Annotated in this window: 14 protein-coding genes; 5 read left to right on the top strand and 9 right to left on the bottom strand. The window is 56.1% G+C overall.

Annotation, left to right across the window (positions count from 1 at the left end):
* Positions 1-27: 27 nt before the first annotated feature.
* The 4 genes from AC07VR_RS18235 to AC07VR_RS18220 all read right to left on the bottom strand — a co-directional run bounded on the left by AC07VR_RS18235 (position 28) and on the right by AC07VR_RS18220 (position 5,697).
* Positions 28-1,026, bottom strand: coding sequence for an alpha-ketoacid dehydrogenase subunit beta (locus AC07VR_RS18235; RefSeq protein ID WP_495012067.1), 999 nt, complete (start codon positions 1,024-1,026; stop codon positions 28-30).
* Complete coding sequence (locus tag AC07VR_RS18230; protein ID WP_495012066.1) at positions 1,023-2,009, bottom strand: thiamine pyrophosphate-dependent dehydrogenase E1 component subunit alpha; 987 nt, start codon at positions 2,007-2,009, stop codon at positions 1,023-1,025. The genes AC07VR_RS18235 and AC07VR_RS18230 overlap by 4 nt, the downstream gene beginning before the upstream one ends.
* Before the next feature lie 89 nt (positions 2,010-2,098).
* Complete coding sequence (locus AC07VR_RS18225; RefSeq protein WP_495012065.1) at positions 2,099-3,736, bottom strand: AMP-binding protein; 1,638 nt, start codon at positions 3,734-3,736, stop codon at positions 2,099-2,101.
* A 71-nt stretch (positions 3,737-3,807) separates the two neighbouring features.
* Complete coding sequence (locus AC07VR_RS18220; RefSeq protein WP_495012064.1) at positions 3,808-5,697, bottom strand: flavin-containing monooxygenase; 1,890 nt, start codon at positions 5,695-5,697, stop codon at positions 3,808-3,810.
* 396 nt (positions 5,698-6,093) lie between these two features.
* Here AC07VR_RS18220 and AC07VR_RS18215 point away from each other — a divergent pair, with 396 nt between their 5' ends.
* From AC07VR_RS18215 to AC07VR_RS18205, 3 genes are all read left to right on the top strand, one after another.
* Positions 6,094-6,780 (top strand): TetR/AcrR family transcriptional regulator, encoded by a 687-nt coding sequence (locus AC07VR_RS18215; RefSeq protein ID WP_495012063.1) that lies wholly within the window; start codon positions 6,094-6,096, stop codon positions 6,778-6,780.
* A 376-nt stretch (positions 6,781-7,156) separates the two neighbouring features.
* Entirely contained in the window at positions 7,157-8,938 is a 1,782-nt protein-coding gene (locus AC07VR_RS18210) for an FAD-dependent oxidoreductase (RefSeq protein WP_495012062.1), read from the top strand.
* Positions 8,886-9,584: a nuclear transport factor 2 family protein gene (locus AC07VR_RS18205; RefSeq protein WP_495012061.1), complete on the top strand. Its 699-nt coding sequence runs from the start codon at positions 8,886-8,888 to the stop codon at positions 9,582-9,584. The genes AC07VR_RS18210 and AC07VR_RS18205 overlap by 53 nt, the downstream gene beginning before the upstream one ends.
* Before the next feature lie 51 nt (positions 9,585-9,635).
* Here the strand turns inward: AC07VR_RS18205 and AC07VR_RS18200 are convergent, their stop codons facing one another.
* From AC07VR_RS18200 to AC07VR_RS18180, 5 genes are all read right to left on the bottom strand, one after another.
* On the bottom strand, positions 9,636-11,081 hold the full coding sequence (locus tag AC07VR_RS18200) for an aldehyde dehydrogenase family protein (RefSeq protein ID WP_495012060.1): 1,446 nt from the start codon (positions 11,079-11,081) through the stop codon (positions 9,636-9,638).
* Between the two features lie 49 nt (positions 11,082-11,130).
* Positions 11,131-11,967 (bottom strand): enoyl-CoA hydratase, encoded by an 837-nt coding sequence (locus AC07VR_RS18195; RefSeq protein ID WP_495012059.1) that lies wholly within the window; start codon positions 11,965-11,967, stop codon positions 11,131-11,133.
* Between the two features lie 36 nt (positions 11,968-12,003).
* Complete coding sequence (locus AC07VR_RS18190; RefSeq protein WP_495012058.1) at positions 12,004-14,202, bottom strand: acyl-CoA dehydrogenase family protein; 2,199 nt, start codon at positions 14,200-14,202, stop codon at positions 12,004-12,006.
* 89 nt (positions 14,203-14,291) lie between these two features.
* On the bottom strand, positions 14,292-15,476 hold the full coding sequence (locus tag AC07VR_RS18185) for an amidohydrolase family protein (protein WP_495012057.1): 1,185 nt from the start codon (positions 15,474-15,476) through the stop codon (positions 14,292-14,294).
* 385 nt (positions 15,477-15,861) lie between these two features.
* Positions 15,862-16,050: a hypothetical protein gene (locus tag AC07VR_RS18180; protein WP_495012056.1), complete on the bottom strand. Its 189-nt coding sequence runs from the start codon at positions 16,048-16,050 to the stop codon at positions 15,862-15,864.
* Positions 16,051-16,522: 472 nt separating this feature from the next.
* On the opposite strand from AC07VR_RS18180, the gene AC07VR_RS18175 reads away from it, so the two are divergent.
* On the top strand, positions 16,523-17,659 hold the full coding sequence (locus tag AC07VR_RS18175; protein WP_495012055.1) for an acyl-CoA dehydrogenase family protein: 1,137 nt from the start codon (positions 16,523-16,525) through the stop codon (positions 17,657-17,659).
* A complete protein-coding gene (locus AC07VR_RS18170) occupies positions 17,659-18,942 on the top strand; it encodes a thiolase family protein (protein WP_495012054.1) in 1,284 nt (427 codons plus the stop codon). Before AC07VR_RS18175 ends, AC07VR_RS18170 begins: the two co-directional genes overlap by 1 nt.
* The last annotated feature ends 3 nt before the right edge of the window (positions 18,943-18,945 follow it).

Below are 18,945 nucleotides of genomic sequence, written 5' to 3'. Positions count from 1 at the left end.
AGTTCGCTTAAACGGCACCAAGAGGAATCAGCGTGCCATCGCCTTGCGAATTCCCTCGAGTATGTCGGCCTGACGTGGCGCATACGCACTCTCGAGGGGCTGGCTGTAGGGAACCGGAGAGAACGCTCCGCCGAAGCGCAGTACTGGCGACTTCAACTCATGGAAGAGTGCCTCCTGAACAACGGCGGCGATCTCCGCGCCTACACCGAACTGTTTCACCGCCTCGTGGACTACGGCCAGCCGACAGGTTTTTGCTACTGAGTCGAGAACGGTTTCGCGATCCCACGGTTGAATGGTCCGCAGGTTTATCACCTCGACAGAAATGCCTTCAGCACTGAGCGCTTCAGCAACCGCCAGGCATTGAGTGACCATTCGGGAATAGGACACCAAGGTAATGTCTGTGCCTTTGCGCACGACAGCCGCCTTGCCCAGCGGGATTGGTTCAAGCCCACCCAGTACAGGACTCTTGCTCCAGTAGGACGGACCATTCTCGATGAAGATGCAAGGGTCGGGATCATCGATACAGGATCGCAGCAAACCATAGCAATCGGCAGCATCCCATGGCGCCACCACTTTCAAGCCCGGTGTATGTGCGTACCAAGCTTCGAGATAATCACTATGCTGTCCGCCTGAAGCGAATCCGGTGCCTGTCATCATCCGTATGGTGATGGGCACACTCGTTTGCCCCCCGCTCATGAAGCGTAGTTTGGCGGCATGGTTAACGATCATGTCCATTGCCACCGCACTGAAGTTCATCAGCATGATCTCCGCGACCGGTCGATAACCTACCAGTGACGCCCCGATCGCAGCGCCGACAATAGCTTGCTCGGAAATCGGTGTAGAACGTACGCGGTGATCACCGAAGCGGGTGGACAATCCTCGAGTGACGCCACACACGCCGCCTTCTTCCGGGTCAGCCACATCTTCCCCCAGGACCAGGACCTTGGGATCCGCCTCCATCGCGTCCGCCAACGCTTGGTTGAGGGCCTCCAGATTCGTCAGCTGCATTTGGGTTTTATCAGTCATGACGGCACCTCATCTGCGTAAACATCTTTGCGAAGTTCATCGTATTCTGGCCATGGGCTGGCAAGCGCAAACTCAATTGCTTCGGTAATTTGCTGATCGGCCTGAGCCTCGATTTCGGCAAGTTGCGATTCGGTAGCGATGCCTTCATGTAGCAGGTACTGGCGGAAGCGTTTAACAGGGTCGGCCGCGACGGCTGCTTGTTTGACTTCCTTATCCATATACCCGTCGGCGTCACCGAGCACATGCCCCTTGAATCGAAAGGTCATGGCCTCGATCAGTGTCGGGCCTTCTCCAGCGCGTGCGCGCTCGATCGCTTCACGTGCTGCGGCATACATGGCCACTGGATCATTACCATCGACATGGATACCGGGCATATCGTAGGACGCTGCACGGTCTGAAATACGCGCCACCGCCGTGCTCTTGGCATAGGTGGTATGTTCACTGTACTGGTTGTTCTGGCAAAGGAAGACGACTGGCAGTTTCCACAGCGATGCCAGGTTCAGCGACTCGTGAAACGCACCGATGTTCGAAGCACCGTCCCCGAAAGTGGCAACTGTCACCTTGCCATCGCCACTGAGTTGCGAGGCCCACGCCAACCCGTTTGCAATGGGCATTGAAGAACCCACGATACCCGTGGTGATCATGCAGCCAGAGGCCGGGTGGGTGATGTGCATAGGCCCCCCCTTGCCTTTGCTGGTACCCGTGATCCGCCCGGCCACCTCTGCCCAGAGTTCCTTTAATGGAACCCCCTTGGCAATCATGTCGTGTGTACCGCGGTAGATCGTCGACAGGTAATCGCCTTGGCGAAGGTTCACGGCCATGGCGGCTGGGATAATTTCCTGGCCTCGGGGTGAGTAATAAGGCGCTGCGATCTTCCCGGTCATAATGACCTGATGGGAGTGCTGGTCATTTAACATGATCAATGCAGCTATTCGGTACATTTCCAGCAACGTATCAGCTGCCGGCTTTACGACTGTATCCATAGCGAACGACCTCTGGCTGAGGGGTGTCCATCCTCATCACGGAACCGAAATGAAGATGGTGGAAAAGGACAACATGCGGCTGATGTCATTCAGGCGCTGCGTACTCGCTGGAATTCACGGTCGGACTCCTTGTCCCAGACATGACTGCGATTTTCTTCACACCATGCACGTAGTTTGTATTTCTCCACGCGCTGATTAAGATTTCGGGGCAGGCTGTCAGTGATATGGATGAACCGCGGCACCATAAAGCGAGGCATGGTTTCTAGGCAGTACCGGATGAGCTCCGGCGGCTCAATGGTCATTCCGGTCCGCGCAACCACTGACACAGCCACCTCTTCCTCGCTCTGGTCGGCGGCCATGGGGTACGCGGCGATCTCGGCGATGGCCGGGTGCGTACCTGCAAATTGTTCGACTTCGTACGCCGAAATGTTCTCGCCGAGGCGTCTGATGGTGTCTTTGGCACGATCGACGAACCAGAAATATCCATCCTGGTCCAGGTATCCACGATCGCCGGTGTGGAACCAGCCATTGCGATGCGCCTGAAGCGTCTGCTCAGGCAATTTGTAGTACCCCGAACTGCTGTGCCAAGGATAACGGGCACGGATGAGACACTCTCCGGTCATACCTGTGGGAACCGGAATATCGTCTTCATCGACGATCAGCAGTTCGAAGCCAGGAGTAATTGTTCCGGTCGATCCCCGCTTTTCCCGCGGTGCATTCATCGGCAAGCGCGTGGGCACGGAATGGTCGGTCAGGCCATAGGCAATCGAAAGCTGTAAACCGAATCGCTTCTCGAACGCCTCCCAAGTCACAGGATATGGCGCAGCGCTGATAAACCGGAGGGGGTTATCGAGGTCGTCCGGCAGTTCTTCCAAACCCTCGATGAACGAAACCATGGCACCAAGCAGGGTGGTATAGGTGGCGCCGGTCGACCGTACCTGGCTCCAAAACTGGCGGGCCGAGAAACGCGGTGTCAGGCCAATACTGCCGCCAACCGACATCATGGTCCAGACCCCGGAGAACAGGCCTGTCGCATGGGAAAGAGGTGTACAGACGAAGTAGGTATCCTTCTCACTGACCCCATAAGCAGGAACGATTGCCTCATCCCACATGAAGGCACGCGCCTGGGTAAACATTACACCTTTTGACGGCCCGGTCGTTCCGGAGGTGAACATGATGAATGCAAGGTCGTTGAATTTTACTTCAATGGTTACATCAGCCTCTGAAGCATGATCACTATCAGCAAAATCGGCGACCAGGTATTTACCATGATCTTTTAACTGATTGCCGCCGACGACGAGCAAACGTTCTAGAGTGCCCCCCACCTCATCACCGATTGCGACAACTCGCTCGGCAAACTCCGCGCTCGCGATCAATGCCACGGCATCTGAAAAGTTCAGATAATGGGCCAGCATGCCGCCACGGGCACTGGTATTGACGGGGATCGAGACAGCACCCAGTTTTGTCAGTGCGATATGGGAGAAAAGACATTCCAGTTCATTCTCCATCATGACCGCAACGTGCGACCCATGGCCGAGGCCCTGCGAGAGAAACCAGTTCGCGATGCGATTGGTAATTGAATGGACCTGGCTGTAGGTGAAGGTTTGGCCCTCCACCGTTCGCAAAAAAACTTTTTCGCCGCGCTTTTGTGCTTGCCATTTAAGGACCGCGTTGACGGTCAGATCACGGAGTGAGTAGTCGAGCCACTTACTTGCATCGCCTTGCATTTTGTTATTCCTCGTGCACAACCGATATCACACACCACGCTTCAGCCAGCTCTTCGCCGCCAGCGCCGATCCTATTTCCAGATGTAGTCTGCCTCGTCGAACGAAGACAACCATTTCCAGTAATCGACCATCCGCCAAGGCGTTGCCATCGTGACTCGGCCACTCGCGTTCCGATACCAGTTATCTACACCGGGGTGCGACCAGACCATGTTCGAGTGCGCATCATCTACTCGCTGGTTGTAGGCATCGTGCACATCCTGACGACACTCCAACGACTTGCCTTGGCGGTTAACCAGAGAAGCCAAGGCATGCATCGCGTAGGTCACCTGCACTTCGGAATGGAACACTGCGCTGCCGCCGTGAGCCAGTACCGTATTCGGGCCGAACAGTACGAACATGTTGGGGAATTGCGGTACGGTCACACCCAGGTACGCACGCGGGTCATCCTTGCCCCATACATCGCGAATGCTCTTGCCGGCACGCCCCCGGATTTCGATAGGTGCCAGAGATTCATGGGTGCTGAACCCGGTTGCGAAAATTATGATATCCGCAGGGCGCTCGATACCCTCGGACACCAAACCTGTTTTAGTGAGTTTTTCCACTGTGCCGGCAACCAGTTCGACATTGTCACGCCGCAGCGTCGCGTACCAGTGGTTGTCCCGCAGCATCCGTTTCCCATACGGTGGGTAGGTAGGAACTACCTTCTCGACCAGGTCAGGTCGGCCTTCGAGCTGCGACTCGATATGGCCGATCAAACGTTCGCGCATCACGTCGTTCTTGGCATTCAGTGAACGCTCTGGATGTGGCCACTGTGGATCCCGAATGAGCGAGTCATGCATCATGTCTGCCCCTGCCCAGAACAGCTGGAAGCGAAACCAGCGGGCGTAGAACGGAATCAACTCAAGGGCCAGCTTCTTCCCTTCAGGCACTTCGCGGTGATAATTGGGATTAGGCGATACCCACTGCGGGGAGCGCTGGAATATGGTGAGCTGCTCCACTTCCTCGGCAATTGCCGGGCCTGCCTGCATGGCACTGGCACCAGTACCAACCAAAGCCACGCGCCGACCGCGTAGGCTCACCGAGGAGTCCCAGTCAGCGGTGTGCAGCTTAATTCCTTCGTAGTCCTCGATACCATCGAGCTTTGGCCAGGCCGGACGGGTCAGGCCACCAACAGCAAAGAACACCGCATTGGCTTCGCGCTCGCTGACAACACCATCTTTCGTACGCGAACGCACCGTCCAGATACCACGCTCATCGTCGTAGATCGTAGACTCTACTTCTGTCTCGAATCGAATATCTCGCAAAACATCGTATTTTTCAGCGGTACGTTTGAGGTACCCAAAGAGCTCATCGCGCTTGGCGAAATAACGCGACCAGTTGTGGTTCAGCTCGAATGAATACGAATAAAAGTGGTTAGGCGTGTCGACAGCACAGCCTGGATAAACGTTTTCATACCACGTCCCGCCCACTTCGTTGTTCTTCTCCAGAACCTCATAGGCATAACCCGCCTCTTTCAGGCGAATGGCTGCACAGATGCCGGACAATCCAGCTCCGATTACCAGCACCTTGAAATCTGCGGGATCAGCAGCAGGCTGGATCGAGGGGGCCGGGACAAAACCCAGGTCTTGGGAGAGCATGCTGACGTAGTCCGCAGGTACCTCCTCCCCGACAATGGCGCCCATGATCCGCTCAATGAGTGCCGCGCTTGGCACCTTCGCCTGGTCGGCCTTGCCGCTGAGCAAAACGTCCAGCAAAGCGTTGCGGACCTTCTCGTCCAGCGCCTTCGGCACCTCTACCATGAAGTCCCAAGGTCCCTTGATATAGGGTCGGCACTCATCCAGAAATGCTTCATCACCGGTCAGTTGAACCAGAACCGCCAAGAGGACGGCGATGTCACCACCCTGTACGGCCGCTTCGATAGCTTGAGTTGGAGCTTGATCATTTACATTATTTTTGTTCATCAACTGCTCTCGCCGAGATAGTGATTCAATCAATTGATTGAGATTATTGCGAAGTGATGCCCTGCTGTCAAACATCCCTGCAGATTTCGCTTTAGGACCAGCTAGAGCCCAGTGAATACGCGACCTCTAGCCAATTTCAGTAGTGTCAGACTGGGCCTTTTCAGCGAAAAACTGCGTTAGCATCAACGCGATGTGTTGATTTTTATTACGTCCAGTACCGACATTCGCCGCGTTTTTGCAGCCGCTCGTTTACGCTCAGCGCAGGGTCGACAGTATGTTTTCAGATGCTAATGATTCGGAGTATGATCCCCTCCAAAATTCGGAAGTCTATCAATCGATCGAATTGGAAACCGTCAATCGACCGTTTCCAATCGGCGCCCAGAGAACGCGAAAAACATGAAAAAAACGGGTAAGAGCGTTAGGCATACAGATGCACCTGAACTCCTGATTGCTGCTGCTTCCAAGCTCTTTGCAGAACATGGGATTGATGGCGTCTCCACGCGGGAAATCACCATCGAGGCTGACGTCAACTCTGCGTCCATCGGTTACCATTTCGGTACCAAGGAAAATCTGGCCCGCGAGGTATTCAAATCGCTCGCAGGCCCAGTCAACAAGACTCGGCTGGAAGCGCTGACTGCATATGAAACGAGCGTGGGTCCGGATGGTCGCCTCGAAGTTTCTAAAATCATCCGATGCTTTGCCGAACCGGCATTGAGAGCGGCCACTGACCCGAAACATGAAAGTTTTTACCTCGGCCCACTTTTGCTGCTGCTGCGCACGCTGAGTCAGCCTTGGGTGAGCGAAGTTTCTGCCGCTGAGTTCGATATCGTTTTCAAGCGCTTCGTCGCAGCGCTTCGGCGTGCTCTGCCCGACGTGAGCCACGAAGCGATCTGCTGGCGATACGATTTGATGGTTGGCATGGTGCTGGTCGCAACCGGTTATTTTGTCCCTACCAGCCGGACCTCGATACGCATCAAGCAGGTCAGTGACGGCTTGTGTGATCCCACGAACATCGAAAATGTCATCGACCATATCGTCAACTTCGCAATAGGCGGTTTCCAGGCGCCTGAAGGAAAGATCTGACTTCAGCGCATTTATGAACAGGGTGTATAGCACCGCCCCCGGTGACCCGTCTTCCACCCTTCTTAGGTAGAGCCATCTACCCCCCAGATCAATGAAACTCGCACTCAACGTATCCCAGACTGGCCGGGCCTCCCTCCCGACCGCCTGGGTCACGTGTGGCATTGCTGTGTACGGACAAGTCAATTCAATCAAATGATTTAATCAATCTATTGACTGAATGATGTCGATTTCCTATTGTTCTGAGGGATTCGCAATAGTCGCCCGGATCACTCCGGCCTGAGGAGCCCGGGAGCACGGCATTCAAACCAGCGACTGGTCGCAGCGCCGAACCATGCTAAATAAAACGCGTCATCTTGACGTTCTAAAAGGACTCAGCATGAACAAGAACAAAATAGCGTCCTCCACATCCACAACACCCTCACCGGACCAATTGAATTTTGATGTGGTGGTCGTCGGCTCGGGAGGTGCCGGATTCGCTGCTGCCGTGACGGCCGCTAACGCTGGTCTGAGTGTTTTGATGGTGGAAAAGTCCCCTTACCTTGGTGGAACGACCGCGCTTTCGGGCGGATATATGTGGATGCCCCTAAACCGCATCACCATGCCTGACGATGCATATGACTCTCGGGAACAGGTACGGCTCTACCTGAATAGTCTGGCAGGTGACGCGGTACGGCCCGATATGGTTGAAGCATTCCTGGAAAACTCACCCAAGTTGTTCAACTTCCTGGAGACCCGAACTGAAGTACGTTTCCTCTACGGCGCGCACTATGTCGACTATTGCTCGGAATTGCCGGGCGCTGGTAAACACAGCCGTACTATTGGCCCGGTTGTATACGACGGGCGATTGCTGGGTGACGACATTCACCTGCTGCGCCCTCCTCACGAGTGCCTGATCGCATTGGGCAAAGACATGATGGCGGACCTCGAGGATATTCCGCATTTCATGCAGGCAACGCGTTCGGTGAAGTCCGCTCTATATTCGATGTGGCGGATAATGCAGTACGGCCGTGACCGCTTGCTATATGGCAAGGGCATGCGCCTGGCATTCGGGCGGGCACTGATTGCCCGCCTGATCAAATCGGCACGTAAGGAAGGCGTTCAGATGTGGGTGAACACGCCAGCTACGGGCCTGATCAAAAAGGACGGCGCCGTTGTCGGTGTCACCGTCATCCACGATGGCAAAACCGTCACCCTCAACGCGCGCCATGGTGTGGTGCTGGCTTCCGGCGGCTTCGGGCACGATCCAGAGCTGTGTGCCAAGTATCTCCCCTATCCAGGGCAGCATCTGAGCGCTACGGTGCCAAGCAACCAGGGCGACGCGGCACGAATGGGAATGGCTGCAGGTGCAGACTTCCAGCCGGCCGCTTACAACAACTATGCCGGTTGCGTGCTCTCAGTCATGCAACACCCCGATGGTCATGTAACCCAAGGTCTGCATTCACACTCCTTGGGAGCACCTGGCAGCATCGTGGTAAACGCCGAGGGCAAGCGCTATGTAAACGAAGCGTTGTCCTACAACATGTTCATGCGTGCCATGTGCGATGCTGGCGCGGTTCACTCTTATGCAATCGCCGATCACCGCCACGTGATGCGTTTCCGCTTTGGCCAGGTCAAGGATTATCCACCCGGGCTTCCGCGCTTCCTCAACAGGTTCGTGAAAAGCGGGCACCTGATCCGGGCCAACAGCCTGGCCGAGCTGGCGGAGAAAATTGGCGTTCCTGCCGCCAATCTGGAGCAGACCGTCAGCCGTTTCAATGACATGGCCGAAGCCGGCAAGGATCTCGATTTCCATCGAGGGGAGGCCCGTTATGACCTGTTGGCACTGCCACCTTCACAATGGCCAAACCGCGGGCTCGCGCCTATAGATCAACCACCCTATTACGCACACAGACTCGAACCTGGAAACTTGGGTACCTATGCGGGCCTGGTTACCGACGCTGCATCACGTGTGCTGGATAAGGATCGCCAGCCAATCGATGGCCTGTATGCCAGCGGCCTCGACATGCTCAGCGCATTCTCCGGCCACTATCCTGGTGGGGGAGGTTCCGTCGGACCAGCCATGACTTTCGGGTTCATCGCCGCCCGAGACATCATTGCGCGCTCAGATGCTGCCATTGCCCAGCCACCACGTGAACCGCAGGTTCAAGAAGCTTCCTGATGGTTCCTGTCATCTGCGCTTTACGGGTGCGAACGGCATGCACCGCGTGAACAAAACCCGGCGAACGGTCCTGGGGATCGTCGCCACCACCCTACTGTTACCTTTAGCGCGCGCCATGGCAGCGCTAGGAGCTACAGCGAATCGCCCCTTCGAGATGGAGAACATCGTGTCGCACACTCTTCCAGATCCAACGTTCTATGATCGCATGGCGATCCGTGAACTAATCGAAACATACGCAGATCGGCTCAACCATGCTGACTGGGAGGGATATGCTCTCACCCTCGCAGAGGACATCGAATTCCGCGTTTCCGAACCCGATACGCTAGTGATACACGGCCGAGACAACCTGAAAAAACTCGTCAGTGAAGGTTATAGAGGCGGATTCGTGCACCAGATGGCACACAACATTGTGGTCGACCGGGTCACGGGGGATAGAGCGCGAGCGCGGCATACGCTGCATATCGTCAGTACCAGGTTCCGGATCATCGCCCTCTACTACGATGCGTTGGTCCGCACCGCCGAAGGCTGGAAGTTCGCTAAACGTGATGTGCAGATCACATACAAGGAGGAGGGTCCGCTTCCAGGCAAGCAGTACCGGATGTTGCCCGACCTGGAGAATCCTGCCTGGTTTAACAACTTCGACTGATACAACGAAAGCGTGCCGGCGATCGCCAGCACGCTTCGACGATCAGCGCTTTCAGATCTCTACGTACACCGTCTTGCTATGCATGTAGGTTTCGAGCCCTTTCCAGCCATACTCCTGCCCCCAACCCGACTGCTTGAGTCCGCCGAACGAAATACCTGGATCGAAAATATTCTGGCAATTGACCCAAACCGTACCGGCCTCAAGTCTTTTGGCCAAGCGGTGTCCGCGACTGATATCGTTCGTCCACACAGCTGCAGCAAGCCCGTAGACGGAAGCATTGGCCTCCTTGACCACCTCAGCCTCATCATCGAATGGAACGACACAAACAACCGGCCCAAAAATTTCTTCGCGATAAATCCGCATCGAGGTGTCGACGTCAGTGATGATCGTGGGCTCATAGAAGTAGCCCGCCCGATCAGCACGCTTGCCCCCACAGATAATATTGGCGCCTTCGCGTCGACCTTCTTCCACCATGCCAGACACGCGATTGAGATGGCGGTTGCTGATCAGCGGCCCGATTTGCGCATCCACGTCGTTCCTGCCTCCGAGGCGCAGGTTTGTGGCGATTTCGACCAGCCCTGCGAGCACCTGCTCATAGACCTCCCGCTCGACGTAGATCCGCGAACCCGACGTACAACCCTGGCCGGCGTTAGCGAAAATCCCCATAGCCGCAGTCGGGATAGCCTTACTCAGATCGGCGTCCTTGAAAATGAGTACCGGGGATTTGCCACCGAGTTCCAGGGTCACGCGTTTGAGGTTCCCCGTCGCAGCCCGGGCAATTAGTTTGCCAGTCTCCGTCGAGCCAGTGAACGACACCTTGTCGATGTCTTCATGAGCAGAAATCGCAGCGCCCACCGTGGGACCACGACCAACAACCATGTTGACGACTCCCTCAGGCATACCGACGTCCTTGAACACGTCCAGCAGCATCAATGCTGAAAGAGGAGTATCTTCTGCCGGCTTCAGGATGCAACTGCAGCCGGCCGCCAGTGCCGGTGCAAGCTTCGCCATCGTGCTCATCAGGGGGCCGTTCCAGGGTACAATCAAGCCAACAACACCCACCGGTTCATACAACGAATACGCATGATGCTCGGTAGGGCCGCCCCCGAGAATTCCTGCATCCTGACGCAACTGAGCGACATCGGAGCGGATCTTGGTGCACCAGCCGCTGTAATACCGAAACATTTCGATGCCCATGTATGCCAGTGCCTTGGCCATACCCCGAGACATGCCATTATTTCGCGCTTCGCATTCGGCGAACTGATCGATACGTTCCTCGACCAGATCGGCCACTTTCCACATCAGCTTGGCGCGCGCAGAGCCCGACATGTTGCGCCAAACCCCGGCGTCGAAGCTCTCTCGGGCACGTTTTACAGCAGCATCAACAGCTGCCGCGCCACCATCTTTCAAAGTGCAAATCAGTTCACCGGTCGCAGGATCGACGACCGGGATGTCATCAGCCAGGTGGTCAACTGGCAGGTCATTCAATACCGTCATATTTCGTCCTCACTACAACTGTTCGTGGCTATTGGATGAATGACACATTTCAGGTCCGCTTGTTAGCGTTCTTCATGCCGTCCAACCCCATCAACACTGCGTATTCCCCTTCCCCCGATGCTAGGTTCCGCCCCAGTGCGTTGCCATGACCGATTGTGTGAATATCGAAAACTGTCTGGATCGCAGAATATTGCCCCTGAATATCCAGAGTCTGATTCACGGCTCGCTTGGCCATTGCCAGACCGAAAGGTTCCATCTGTGCAATCTCGGCTGCGACCTTCATGGTTTCCTCAACCAAGCTCTCCAGCGGATAGACGTGGTTGACCATGCCAAGGCGGAACGCATCCTGGGCATTCACAGGTTTGGCCCTGAACAACATTTCCTTCGCTTTGCGTGGTCCCAGCTCCCAGGTATGGCCGTGATACTCCACACCGCCAATGCCCATGAGCACGACTGGGTCACTGAACTCGGCATTCTCCGCAGCCATAATCAGGTCGCAAGGCCAGCACAGCATCAGTCCTGCAGCGATGCACTTGCCCTGCACTGCTGCAATGCTCGGTTTCGGGATATCCCGCCACTTGCGACTCAAGCCAACGAAGTATTGCCGTTCATAAGAGTAGAGACCGGAGATACCATCACGTGCCCAGTTGAGTTCGCAATGTCCATCAATGGTTGTCAGGTCATGGCCAGTGGAGAAATGCGGCCCCATCGCCTTAAGCACGATGACCCGTACCTGTGGATCCAGCGCCGCCCGATCCCAGGCTGCGTCCAGTTGCTGGAGAAACAAACGGTTCTGAGCGTTGCGCTGTTCGGGTCGATTCAGGGTGATGACCGCCACCCCCCCATCTACCGCGTAATCAATGAATTCCGGAGCTGTCATCATCATGTCCTTTTCTTGTAATCAATCGTTGAACAATGGTTATCAGCGGGAACGGGGCAAGCCGAGCGCCCTTTCGGCGGTAACACTAAGGTGTACCTGTGTCGACCCACCATAGATGCAGGCCGCCAGTGAAGAGCGCCAACCCTCCTCCACATAGCCAAGGTTTGCGGTGTTGCTGATCAGACTGTAGGGCGCTGACAATGCCAAAAGCGCCTGCGCATCGTTTTTCCAACTCTCGGTCGTAAAAGCCTTGAGCATGGACGCATGGTGTCGTTGCACCAAATGCCGTTCCTCGTTATGAACCATGCGCAGGAATAAAACCTCCGCCACTTTGTGATGCACTGCCGCGGTGGCCAGGCGACTTTTTGCCAGCGGACAGTCGAACACAACGCCCTCACCCCAGACCGTTTCCCTCGCCCAATCGGCTACCTGCCGAATTAGATGAGCAAACTCAAAACCGTAAGGCGAACCGTCCTGCTCAAGGCTTAGCATGTAGCCGAGTGCTGAAGAGCCGGAGTTGACCTCGCCCAGACGGTAGTCGTCGGGAATCTCGACGTCGGTGTAGTAGGTGATGTTGGTACGATCGGCAGAGATTGTGTCGACGCGGTGGACCTCTACTCCTGGGTGATCGAGTGGAACCAAGAACAATGTCTTGCCCACATGCTTGGCTGCCTGGGGGTCGGTATTGGTCAGCAACATTACATACTTGCCGATGTTGGCCCCACTGGTGAACATCTTCTGGCCATTGATCACCCAGTTCTGCCCCTTGCGCACAGCCCGGGTCTTGGCCGCAAACACATCCGAGCCACAATGTGGCTCGGTCAACCCCAGGCAGCACACCGCTTCGCCGCGGACAATCTCCGGAAGCACTTTGGCCTTGAGTGATTCGGAGCCAAACTTGAGTATCATCTCACCGATGATCCGGGAGGTAGATTGGGGGAAGATCGTCCAGCGATTTTCATAGAACGCCTGGGTTAACGCATAGCGTTCTGCCGGCGTTGCCTCAAGTCCACCGTAAGCCTTCGGCCAATGAGGAAACAGGAGGTTTTCCGCCGCCAGTTTTTTGTACATGCGCGGCATATAGCCGTCCCACGAATGATGGCGGAAGGGCCTGCTTTCTTCTGTCAGATGTTCTCGGAAGAAGGCATTGACCCGCTCGGTCATTGCGTGCGCTGCCGGGCCAAGGTCGAAATCCAGATTTGTGTTACCCGCCGACGGCAAGGTGCATTGTTTGTCGCCCCAGAGCCGATCGGCCACGGACAGAAGAACTTGCTGAGCATCGCCCAGAACATTACCCAAAGCGATCCCGCGACGTACGAACAGCTGGATGTCATGCTCTTCAGACACCCCATAACCGCCAAATATATGCAGGCACCTGGGGAGACCATCCTGGCTGACTTGCGTGGCCCACCAGTAAGCCATTGAAATCTGTGCGGCAGCGTCCTGTCGTTGCGCCTGAATAGACCACAGTGCATAGTCGATCAAGAGCTGGCCGCCCTCAAGGCCAATACGGCTCTCCGCCAAGGGATGGGACAACCCCTGGAAGCTGCCGATCTTCACGCCAAATGCAGTGCGTTCATTGCCATACTCGGCAGCAAACTCCTGCGCCCGTTCGCAGATACCCAGCAGCATCGCAGCCGTGAGCAACTGCCATTCTTCACGAGCGACGTCGAATAACCGAACCGCAGAACGCCCATGCATTAGCTCAATGTTTTCGAAGTCCCCGCTTGCGAAGTTACCTAGCGGCAATGATCCCAAGTTGGGACGATGGGTAATTTTTTTCTCTCCCACCACGGCCAACTTGAGCGTATCGCCGTCCAGGTGGATGATTGCATCAGCTATGGCGGCACTACTGACGATCTGCTCGGATCCTTGCTGCCATGCCAAGGTAACGATGGCGCTTCCTGCACCAATTCTTTCCAGCCACGATTGTGCGGCAGTGTTATCAATCAGAGAGAGAAGGCGCGCCGCCACTGCCACGTCAGCAATCGGTGCGCTAGCGATTTGCCGGCCGGCAGCGGCAGACACCAGGGTCATCTCCCGCAGACTGCCGCCAATGCCTCCGTACTGCTCATCCACCCGAAGCAAAGGAAGTCCCAGCTCCACCAGTGAACGCCACAGGTTTGGATCGAAGCCGAGGGGCTCGCACATCCGTACCCGATCTGAAGTGGACTCTTTGGTGAAAAGCCGCGTGACCGTGTCGAGCAACATGCTCTGGTCTTCGGACAACAATAAATTCATTCTAACCCCGACATGTTGAGACCCGGCTACAGACGGCTACACCGTTACCACGTGAAGCCACCTGACCCAGCTTTTCAGACACCAGTTCTTCAGCCTGCGCGTGCAAGCAGAGACCTGAGGTTGCTACTCATGATCCTTTCGCGATCCGCTGGCGGCAGAAAGGCGAATTCATGGATGTAGTCGGTGGGCTCAGCCATACCTTCCGGGTGAGGCCAATCACTGCCGAACAGAATGTGGTCAGCGCCGATCAGCTCCACGAGTTTCTCGATATTGTCCTCGTAGAAAGGTGCGACGTAGATGTGCTCTCTGAAGGTTTCGATCGGATCCTTCTTGAACAGATGCGGCATCTTTCCGTACGTCGCCTTGAAGCGCTGCAACAGGTACTCGACCCAGAACGAACCATTTTCCAAAGCTGCAATCTTGATGCTTGGGAAGCGGTCGAACAGTCCGTGGCAGATCAGCGAGGACAAGGTATCGGAAATCGGCCGACCCATAGGATCGATCATTTCCAGGAAAGGGTCGCGCTCGAACGGTCGGAATTCCCCTTTGCCACCTGCGGTCCACCAGTCATATACCCGGGTGTAGCCGGAGTCAGAAACATGATGGGTGACCAGCACCTTGGATTCTTCAACACGCGCCCAGAATGGATCGAACTCAGGAAAGGCAATAGATCGCGTACCCGCAATGCCCGCTGCTGGCGCCGGACGGACAAGAATCGCCTTGGCACCCGCTTTGAGCACGAAGTCGAGTTCTTTACAGGCACCATCCACATCGGACAGGTTAATCGCTGCTACCGGGTACTGCCGGCCGTTACCGAAACCGTACTCATCCTGCACCCAGCAGTTGAGTGAATGCATGAGCGCCTGCATGGTTTCAGGCTTATGCGTCAGCCGCTCTTCGATGATCGAGGCCAGCGTCGGGAAGACCAGGGCTGCATGAATACCATGCTTATCCATTGTCTTCAGGTGCGCTGCACCATTGTGGAATTCCGGCTGAGATGCCAGCGGAGTGCCAGTCATTTCACGCATCGACAAGCCTTCGACGTTTTGCCCCCTGTAGTATTTTTCATGCACACCGGGCGCCGCAACGTAATCGAAGGTCGGGTTAGGAATGTAGTTGGAGATCACACCGTCCAGCGCCATTTTGGTACGGCCGTTGACCTCGACGTACTGGAAGTCATGCGCATACTTCTTTGGCAGATGGCGCAGGAAAGCCTCTGGCGGCTCGTAAAAATGCTGGTCCGCATCGTAAACGGGGAAATCAAACGTGTTCATGTAGAGCTCCAGTTTATTTGAATTGTAAGTATCGGCCAGGCGCTTCCCGTTCAGTCATTGATGCGGGTAATGCGCCTGGTGATCATGGATCCAGCAGCCTTTGCATACCGCCTAAAAACGAGCATATCGCAAGCATTAATAAAATTGAAAACTTTTCGATTATTTTTTAACGACGACTTTAGTCCGGGCTTTTAACTCAAAATAGTGGCGTCGAGGCACGGCTAGAGATAGTCGTTAACCCAGATAGTCAGCAGGATCTACGACCTACGCTTGGAAGATAGGGAACATGCGTACACCAGCCCGGTGCGGGAGAATAGGTGAGTCACGAGACGATTGACGGGCACGATGACGCCCGCTCACTAGAAACCGCCGAGACGTACATGTATCAAGGGAATACGCTGACCTTAACAGTCATCCGCATGATGCTGAGCGGAACACATACACCGTTTTGATAAACACACCGCTCGCTGATGACGGCTTTTGAACGTGCCAGGTCATGGCACGCGGTGATAAGGAGGATGACTACTGTAACAACGACAATCATCAGTCCATGGTCCGACGGGCGAACTTTCATGATGGCGCTCCAGCAAGAGATATTATTATTTTTGGCACTCAATCAGCAGAAAATTGAAAAGCTTTCGATTATTTAAGCAGAGCTCTACTGCACTGTCTAGAGGGCTCCGCTGAATCTGAAAAAATAATGGCACCGCCTGTCGAGCCTTGCACCACCCTCCCCCCATTTACTACCCGCCTGCTACCCCCATGGGGGGAAGACCCACCGAGCACAAGTCCGTGACGATGAACATCATTAGCCAACCACTGGTCGATGGTGTCTTCATGAAAAAGCCCGCGCTCCTCCGATACTTCGCCCGGAACCATATCGTCGCGGCCACATGTGTGGCGCAACTATGAATGCCTCTTATCTGTCCCCATTGCGTTGGCCTGCTGAACCACAAGTCCAGCTTGGCCCGTGGGGCTGTGCGTCCGGATTAGACGAAGACGCAACAGCGTTCCGTGCAAGCCTGCGCCAGTTTTCAAACACGGTAATGCGCCCAATCGGACGCGTCCTCGATCGGATGGATGCCAATCAGGTAGTCGCAGAAAACTCTCCGCTGTACACGTTTTTCAGCGAATACGACAAGCTGGGAGTAAACCTGGAGACGTTGTTATCACTCAGCGATGCGCAGCGCGCGGTGATGCTGCCATTGCTGTTCGAAGAGCTGGGCTGGGGTGATGCCGGGTTGGCCATCGCTGCTGCCGCGCGAATGCTGCCGCTCTACATGGCCGCCAAGCTCGGAAATTTTTTTGTTCTGAAAACGTACGCCGAACAGTTGATTGGTTGCTGGGCCATCACCGAGCCCGACCATGGAACTGACGCACTTGATGTCAGCCAGCAGCTGTTCGATCTCCGCGGCCGGTACGGTCGACCGAATTGCATAGCCCGAATCGATGATAGCCACATCACCATCAACGGACAGAAATCCGCGTGGGTATCGAATGGCTGCATCGCTGATCTCTGCGTACTGTTTTGCGCCGTTGAAACGGCCAACGGTCATGATCCACAGTGTGGCATCTGCGTCGTCGTGCCCACCAACTTGCCAGGCGTCACCCGAGGCAAGCCGCTGGAGAAGCTTGGTCAGCGGGCGTTACCGCAGGGTGAACTGTATTTCGACAACGTCCGGGTCAGCCTCGATCACTTACTCGCAGGTCCGGATGACTATAAGCGTGCAGTACATGCAATCCACACCGATGCCAATCTTTTGATGGCGGCCACTTTCAGTGGTGTTGCTCGGGCGGCCTATGACCATGCACTCGTCTACGCCCACGAATGCAAACAAGGCGGGCTGCCCATCATCCGCCATCAAGATGTGGCGCGGCGCTTGTTCCACATGTTGCGCAGGGTCGAAGCCGCCCAGGCCCTGACTCAGCGTGTGGCGCGCTTCAATAACAGCCAACCGATACCTGCTCTTCAGGCTGCGATGCTTGCGAAGGTAACTGCCACTGAACATGCCCTGGACGTGGCAACCGAGGCAGTTCAGATGTTTGGCGGCAACGGCCTAACCCGGGACTACCCGGTGGAAAAGATCTTCCGCGACGCCCGTGCCTCCCTGATTGAAGACGGCTGCAACCAGACGCTTTCGATCAAGGGTGGCTACCAATTAATCAACCCGGAGTGGCTTTGATGAGCAGGAATGAAAACCCTGAACTTGAACAGCAATTGATCCGCAATGGCCGACAGAACGCTTACGTCATTGGCGTAGGCATGACCCGTTTCGGCAAGCATCTAGGTCGTAGCCTGAATAGCCTGGCACAGGAAGCCATCAGGCAGGCGCTGGACGATGCCGGCATTGAGGCTAGCCAGCTCAACGCCGCTTGGATGGGTACCGGCGCTGCACCGGTCATCACAGGCCAGGTGTGCATAGCCGGTGAGGCCGTATTGCGTGGAATGGGCGTCGGCCGCATTCCTGTGATCAATGTCGAGAACGCCTGCGCGACCTCTTCCACTGCCTTCCAGCAAGCCTGCACCATGGTGACCCATGGACTCTACGATGTGGTCCTGGCAGCCGGTTTCGAAAAGCTATATCACGACGACAAATCGCGGACCTTCTCGGTCTTCGACGGTTGTGTCGATATCGAAGAGCAGGACGCGGTGCTCAATTTCCTGCGCGCAGGTATCAATCGCTCTGGTGCCCAAGTCGACTTAGCGCTAGCGGGCAAAGACCGATCACTGTTCATGGACATCTACGCCACCTGGGCCCGGGACTATCTGGCCATGGCCGGCGGCGATGCTCGACACCTGGCAATGGTGACGGCGAAGAACTCTCGTCACGGGTCGCTAAACCCGCGCGCGCAGTTTCAGGACGTGCTCACGGTCGAGCAGATCCTTGCTGCCCGCAAGATCGCCGACCCGCTGACCTTGCCCATGTGCTCCCCGATCGGTGATGGCGCAGCAGCAGCTGTCATTGTTTCGGAGAGCGCGCTTAGGCGCTTGGGCGCACGCGCCCCCATCCGTGTCGCCGCTTCGTTAATTGTCAGCGGCTTTGATGCCGGGCCAGACGAATCGCCCGACGTGGCGCGATGGGCTGCCGAACTTGCCTATCAGGCTGCGGGAGTAGGCCCGCGCGACCTGAGCCTGGTCGAACTGCATGATGCCTCCGCCGCTTCCGAACTGATGTATTACGAAAGCCTGGGGTTGTGTGGCCGCGGCGAAGGCATCGCTCTGCTCGAGAGTGGCGCGACCGAGCTGGGTGGACGTATTCCGGTGAGCGTGTCCGGCGGCCTCAACCGCAAGGGGCACCCGATTGGTGCTACCGGCCTTGGGCAGATCTTCGAACTGGTCGAGCAGTTACGTGGCAATTGCGGAGCACGGCAAGTCGAAGGGGCTGGCGTCGGGCTGGCCGAAAACGGTGGCGGATTCATCGGCGCAGACGCGGCGGTGATGAGCATGACTATCTTGGCCCGCTAGGAG

The sequence above is a fragment of the Pseudomonas sp. GW821-FHT02H09 genome (assembly GCF_059421425.1).
Note: the sequence above shows the minus strand (reverse complement) of the source record. Positions and strands in the feature narration are given on the sequence as shown.